Annotated in this window: 6 protein-coding genes; 4 read left to right on the top strand and 2 right to left on the bottom strand. The window is 35.2% G+C overall.

The window, feature by feature from the left end; translation table 11 throughout:
* Nucleotides 1-198: 198 nt before the first annotated feature.
* The 4 genes from ACEN33_RS11630 to ACEN33_RS11615 all read left to right on the top strand — a co-directional run bounded on the left by ACEN33_RS11630 (nucleotide 199) and on the right by ACEN33_RS11615 (nucleotide 2,927).
* Nucleotides 199-879 (top strand): DUF969 domain-containing protein, encoded by a 681-nt coding sequence (locus tag ACEN33_RS11630; RefSeq protein ID WP_407095160.1) that lies wholly within the window; start codon nucleotides 199-201, stop codon nucleotides 877-879.
* A 12-nt stretch (nucleotides 880-891) separates the two neighbouring features.
* A complete protein-coding gene (locus ACEN33_RS11625) occupies nucleotides 892-1,818 on the top strand; it encodes a DUF979 domain-containing protein (protein ID WP_407095159.1) in 927 nt (308 codons plus the stop codon).
* A gap of 16 nt (nucleotides 1,819-1,834) precedes the next feature.
* Entirely contained in the window at nucleotides 1,835-2,482 is a 648-nt protein-coding gene (gene pcp / locus ACEN33_RS11620; RefSeq protein ID WP_138404930.1) for a pyroglutamyl-peptidase I, read from the top strand.
* 64 nt (nucleotides 2,483-2,546) lie between these two features.
* Nucleotides 2,547-2,927 carry a PH domain-containing protein gene (locus tag ACEN33_RS11615; protein ID WP_407095158.1) on the top strand — a complete coding sequence of 127 codons (381 nt, stop codon included), beginning with the start codon at nucleotides 2,547-2,549 and terminating at the stop codon, nucleotides 2,925-2,927.
* Nucleotides 2,928-3,018: 91 nt separating this feature from the next.
* Here ACEN33_RS11615 and ACEN33_RS11610 read toward each other — a convergent pair whose 3' ends face one another.
* Nucleotides 3,019-3,963, bottom strand: coding sequence for a magnesium transporter CorA family protein (locus ACEN33_RS11610; RefSeq protein WP_407095157.1), 945 nt, complete (start codon nucleotides 3,961-3,963; stop codon nucleotides 3,019-3,021).
* A 1,056-nt stretch (nucleotides 3,964-5,019) separates the two neighbouring features.
* On the bottom strand, nucleotides 5,020-5,979 hold the full coding sequence (locus ACEN33_RS11605; RefSeq protein ID WP_407095156.1) for a N(5)-(carboxyethyl)ornithine synthase: 960 nt from the start codon (nucleotides 5,977-5,979) through the stop codon (nucleotides 5,020-5,022).
* Nucleotides 5,980-6,179: the final 200 nt, after the last annotated feature.

Below are 6,179 nucleotides of genomic sequence, written 5' to 3'. Positions count from 1 at the left end.
AGTCTGTAAGATATCTGTAGTAAGATTGTTCATAGGGAAGTCCTCTTTTCTGTGAATTTAGTGTGGTAACTCTATTCTACAGAAGGGACTTCCTTTTTTCTATTTACACAAAATATTTTACACTCTCCAAATTTGTTTCATGTATGGTAAAATAGGTGAACATTTTAAAAAATTTAAATTGTTTAAGGAGGTATAGATATGGAATGGATTAAATTAATAGGTATTGTCATTATCATATTAGGTTTTATTCTAAAATTTGACACAATCGCAACTGTTGTTGTCGCAGGACTTGTTACTGCATTAGTATCAGGCATTTCATTCATAGAATTTTTAACGATACTCGGAGAGGCATTTACGAACCAGCGTTTTGTAACCTTGTTCTTCTTAACTTTACCGATGATCGGCTTGTCAGAGACGTTTGGTCTAAAAGAACAAGCGATTCGATTTATTGAAAAGATTAAAGGGCTCTCAACAGGTGGCTTGTTTACAGTGTATCAGGCGATTCGTGAATTATCGGGATTTTTCTCAATTCGACTTGGTGGACATCCACAGTTTGTGCGTCCATTGATCTATCCAATGGCAGAAGCAGCAGCGGAGTCAGATACGGATGATAAATTAGATGAAGACGACGTTGAGAAAATTAAAGCACGCGCATCTGCAGCGGATAACTATGGTAACTTCTTTGCGCAAAATACATTCGCAGGATCTGCCGGAATTCAATTAATCAGTGCAACATTGATTGACTTAGGTTTAAACGGTAACCAAAGCTCATTAGCCATTGCGTCAATCCCAATTGCAGTGATTGCATTAGTATTAGCTGCCATTTTCAACTGGCGTTTTGACCGTCAATTACGTAAAAAAGCGAAAGCTAAAAAGTAGGAGGAGAAATCAATGGAACAATTTGCAAGTACAGTTTTAGAAAGTACGTATATCGTCATTGGTTTACAATTACTTTATACAGCTTACCGTGTATTCAACGATGAGACGAATCCTACACGTATCGGAACGACATTATTTTGGGCGATTCTAGGAGTCCTATTCGTTGGTGGTAGTTATATTCCCAATATCATTAATGGAGTATTAGTGTTGATCATTGGGGTAATTACTTTATTCAAACAAGTATCGATCGGAGAAATCAAAGCCACACCGGAAAAAGAAGTTAAAGAGAATGCTGATAATACAGGTAATGGTATTTTCTTACCCGTCATGACTTTAGCGATATCTTCATTATTGATTGCCCAAATTTTCCCAGCATTAAGTCAATCGGTCTTAGGTATTGGAGCTTTAATCGGGACGATAACACTATTATTCACTATTCGTCGTGGACCAAAAACATTGCTTCCAGAAAGTGATCGCATGATTCAACAGGTATCAACAACAGGTATTTTACCTCAATTGCTTGGTGCTTTAGGTACAGTATTTACTGCAGCAGGTGTTGGAGATGTTGTGTCTGGACTTGTTCAAGGAGTCATCCCAGCTGAAAGTCGATTCTGGGGAGTTTTAGTATATGTCTTAGGTATGGTGTTATTCACAATGGTTATGGGGAATGCCTTTGCGGCCTTTACCGTTATTACGTTAGGAATTGGTGTGCCATTCGTATTCTCACTTGGTGCGGATCCAATTATTGCAGGAGCTTTAGCAATGACTGCTGGTTTTTGTGGGACTTTAATGACCCCTATGGCTGGTAATTTTAACGCATTACCTGTAGCATTATTAGAGATGAAGAGTGAATTTGGAGTCATTAAAGACCAAGTTCCATTCGCGTTTATTATGATTGTAGTGCATGTTATCTCAATGTACTACTTACCATTTATCTAATAGGAGGCGTTTTTATATGAAAATTTTAGTAACAGGATTCGATCCATTTGGTGGCGAAGCAATGAACCCTGCCATAGAAGCAGTAAAATTATTACCAGATACAATTAAAGGTGCAGAGATTGAAAAATTGGAAATCCCAACAGTTTTCCACAAATCTGCAGATGTTGTCCGTGAGAAAATGAACGAATTCAAACCTGATGTTGTTTTAAATATCGGTCAAGCGGGCGGACGTATGGGCTTAACACCAGAACGTGTCGCAATCAATCAAGATGATGCCCGTATTCCTGATAATGAAGGAAACCAACCGATTGATTTAGCTATTCAAGAAGACGGCCAACCAGCTTACTTCTCAAAATTACCAATTAAAGCAATGGTAGAAGCGATGAAAAATGTAGGCATTCCTGCCTCAGTATCAAACACAGCTGGAACTTTTGTATGTAATCACATAATGTACCAAACACTTTACTTAGTTGATAAAGAGTTCCCAGAAGTAAAAGCAGGATTTATGCATATACCATTCATGACTGAACAAGTATTAGATAAACCAAATCAACCCGCAATGTCATTAACTGATATGGCTCGCGGAATTGAAGCAGCGATCAAAGCAATTGTTGAATACAATGATAAAGACGATATTCAAGTGATCGGTGGAGCGACGCATTAATTTTTAACTCGGTAAGGCAATCTGATATACTTAGATTAACAAACTTACGAAAAGAGGAATGGACATGTCAATATTTGATCGATTAACAGGAAAAGCAGGTAAAGTCGATAACGCGAGTGCTATGAATGTGATTCAAGATATTTTAACGTCATCAGAAGAAGTTGTTTCAACATACAAATTGATTCGTGACTTTATTGTGTTCACTAACAAACGTCTTATCTTAATTGACATCCAAGGAGTCGGAAGCAAGCGTGACATCCAAAGTGTTCCGTATAAATCAATTAGTCGTTTCTCAATCGAAACGGCAGGGACAACTGATTTAGATGCTGAAATTGATATCTTCATCTCGAGCGCTACAGAACCGATTATTCGCTTAGAATTAGGTCGTAATCGTGACAACTTAAATGAAATTGCCCGTACCTTAGCTGAAGAAATATTAGGTTAGACAAACAAAAGGACTCATTTACCTGGTTAAACGGGTAAATGAGTCCTTTTTATATAATTTAATCACTTTAATCACCGTGACCGCTTTACTTCTACAGCCATTTATTCCGTTTAAACAGCCAGTAACCAATTAACACTAAAATTAGAGTAGTAATACCAATGATAATCATTGAAGATGCAGCCTCTTCACCTGGCACAGGAACGTTCATTCCCCAAGCGCTGGTTATAATGGTTGGAATTGTTAAAATAATGGACCATACAGTTAATACGCGCATAACTTGGTTCATATTATTATTGACCACATTCGATAAGATATCGCTCACTTTTTCATTGAGTTGCTTCAATTCATGCACCATGCCACTCGCTTGATGCAATTCAACATTAACATCACGCAGATGCTGCAAGTCATTATCCTCAATATCTAACTGGTTAAACTGTTCTTTTAGATGTTCTAGTACATCCCGATCATTATTAATGGCTGAATTAAAGAAGACGAGCGCTTTATTTAATTTCATTTGCGTGTAAAAGATTTCATTTTTAGTAGACTCTGTGACATCTGATTCTAAATCCCGAATTTCTCGGTCGATTTCCTCTAAAAGAATAATGAATAATCGGGCGATAAACCATAGTATATTCAATACTAGGCCCAACTCATCTAAGCCGTTAAAAGAATTCAATCTCATTTCTGTAATGCGATTGAGAGTTTTTAAGGAATCGATACTAGTGACAATGACTAAACCAGGTTTAAATACAATGGCGATAGGGGCAGTACGATACACGTCACGGAAGTCTTGTGTTCGCTCTTTAAAGGGGTAGTTAAAGAGTACCAAGGTGTATAAATCTCCATCATCGCCTTTATACGACTCCCACCGGGCAACTTCGTAAGAATCTAGACCACTCGTTATAAAATCCTCAGGAATATCAAATTGATCAAGCATCTGTTGAATTTCCTGTTCATTCGCTTGCCATAAATGATAGAAATCATACGATTTATCTTTTTGATTCTTCCCATAAGCCATTGTGTAATGTTCTAGCATGACGCTCCTCCTTAAGTTAAATTATTCCACCAAATGACCAACAACATTCCGACGTGGTTCTGAACCCCAAAATGTCCAGAAATCTAATTCAACCACTTCCCCATTTTCTTGAGCTGAAACAGAAGCTCTTATTTTATACTAATAAATGAAAAAGCCATTACAAAGGTGATTAATAAATTAATAATTTTTTTCATTGTAAATCCTCCTCAAAGTTTATGAAACGGTGACAAACATAATTTACGATATAAATCGGTGCGCTGAATATTAATAACAAACCTAGACCAGCCTGGAAAAATGCGGTCACTATTATAATCAAATGCGTTAGTATTATCAGTAGTGACATAACAGGATTTTTAATCGTCAGTAAAAATCCAATTATTATAGATTTCTTCAATGTAACTGAATGATTTGCAAAAATATAAAGTGAAAAATGAAAAATACAGTAAATTATGAGACTAATAAAAATTAGAGCATATTTAAATGTGATAACGAGCGGACTCTGAGTTGTAATTGAATTAAGAATGAGTAAATCTAATCCAATGAGTAAAATAAAAGGGAGAGAAATCGAACCAAATTTAAGGCTTTTTCTCCACAGTTGTTTAAAAGCGATTTTAAATCGAAATAATAACGATGAATTCGCTAATTCATTATTGGAAAAATAGCCATCGATCACATGAACTAATGCGAAAAGAGTTATCAAAGGTAAACTGAATAAAATAAATAGTCAATTTACGGAAACTAGAAAAGGTAAAAAACTAATAAGTTTATTTTTATTTAGACCTACCCCTTTCGAAGATTAGATTTCCAAAAATTAATACCTATTAAAAGATAAGCATCACTATTGGAACATAGCGTAAAGTGAATGCAATTAAAATAAGAATCACTCAAACGAACACTTTAATGTATTGGGATTACTTTTAATTTTTTTAAAACACCTTTTGATAATTAGTCAAAATATCCTATGTTAATTATATCAATATAATAATATGAATGATTATTAATTGATAACAAAAAAACTGAATAACTTATCGTTACTCAGTTTAAGGTACCTATACTTTATTTAATGTTATAACCATGTTCTTTTGCTAGATCAATGTATTCTTGTAAGTCGCGTTTAAATACCCAATTTGTGAATGATTCAGAAAGTACTTCACTTGCTGTACGGTATACTAATGAAGGGATGTTACGAATACAGTAGACAAAGATATCGTCCACTTTAAGTAATGGTTCATCATAAGTTGTCTCTTTACTGAATTCAACGGTTTCACCAGGTTGAGCGGCTAAATCAACAACAAGCGTTCCTTTTTTCATGTTTTTAACATGATCATAAGTTAACATATGATTTGTTGGATCAGTTACCGCAATTCCGTTAATAATCACATCGTATTCACTATAAGTTTTATAAAATTCATCTAAATTACTACGGTAGAACATACGAATATTATCAATAGCACCAAGTTCAGATGCAGCATTCATCGCACCTTGAGATACATTTCCCGAACCAAGAATCGCGATATTCGTTGTCGAACTGAACAGTTTACCGTAACTTAACATTGAATGAATGGTACCTACATAACCTGCGGTAACGCTGTTTTTGTAAGTAAAGTTACTTCGGATAAATGGAATAGGTTCAATCTTATCTTCAAAAGCAATGGTTGGTTGTGTGTTATCAATATTTAAGATGATTAAATGTTTATCAGTTGCGACCCCTTCCATGAATGCTTTACCTTTGGCTTGTGGGTGGATCCAGCCAATGATAATTTGGTTATCTTGTAATAAATCATATTCCTCTTCCGGTATACCTTTCATCGAGTAAAGAGCATCTGCTTGCTCATAGACCTCTTTACGTGAAAGTATTGTACAGCCTTTATCTTCATATTCTTTATCAGTAATTTCTAAACTTTCACCAAAGCCAGCTTCGATTAATATATCATTTTCTAAGCCTTCGATGTGTTCTGGTAGTAGAGTAAGTCTCTTTTCTCCAGCATTACTGGGTTTTAAAATCCCTAATTTCATATAATACCTCCTATGTCCCTGTTACATTCTATTATAACCTTTACTAGTAAATATTTCAGTGAATTAAATTATTAGGTGTGTTGTAAGATGAAACGCAACACTAAAAAAAGACATGAAGATTCGTTATACTTAAGTCACCACAACATAGTATAAGGAGAGAATCTTCATGTCACACACTCATTTTAACACAAAGAAATCTA

It is taken from the genome of Ruoffia sp. FAM 24228 (assembly GCF_045528575.1).
In the GTDB taxonomy this organism is placed as follows: Bacteria; Bacillota; Bacilli; order Lactobacillales; family Aerococcaceae; genus Ruoffia; species Ruoffia halotolerans.
Note: the sequence above shows the minus strand (reverse complement) of the source record. Positions and strands in the feature narration are given on the sequence as shown.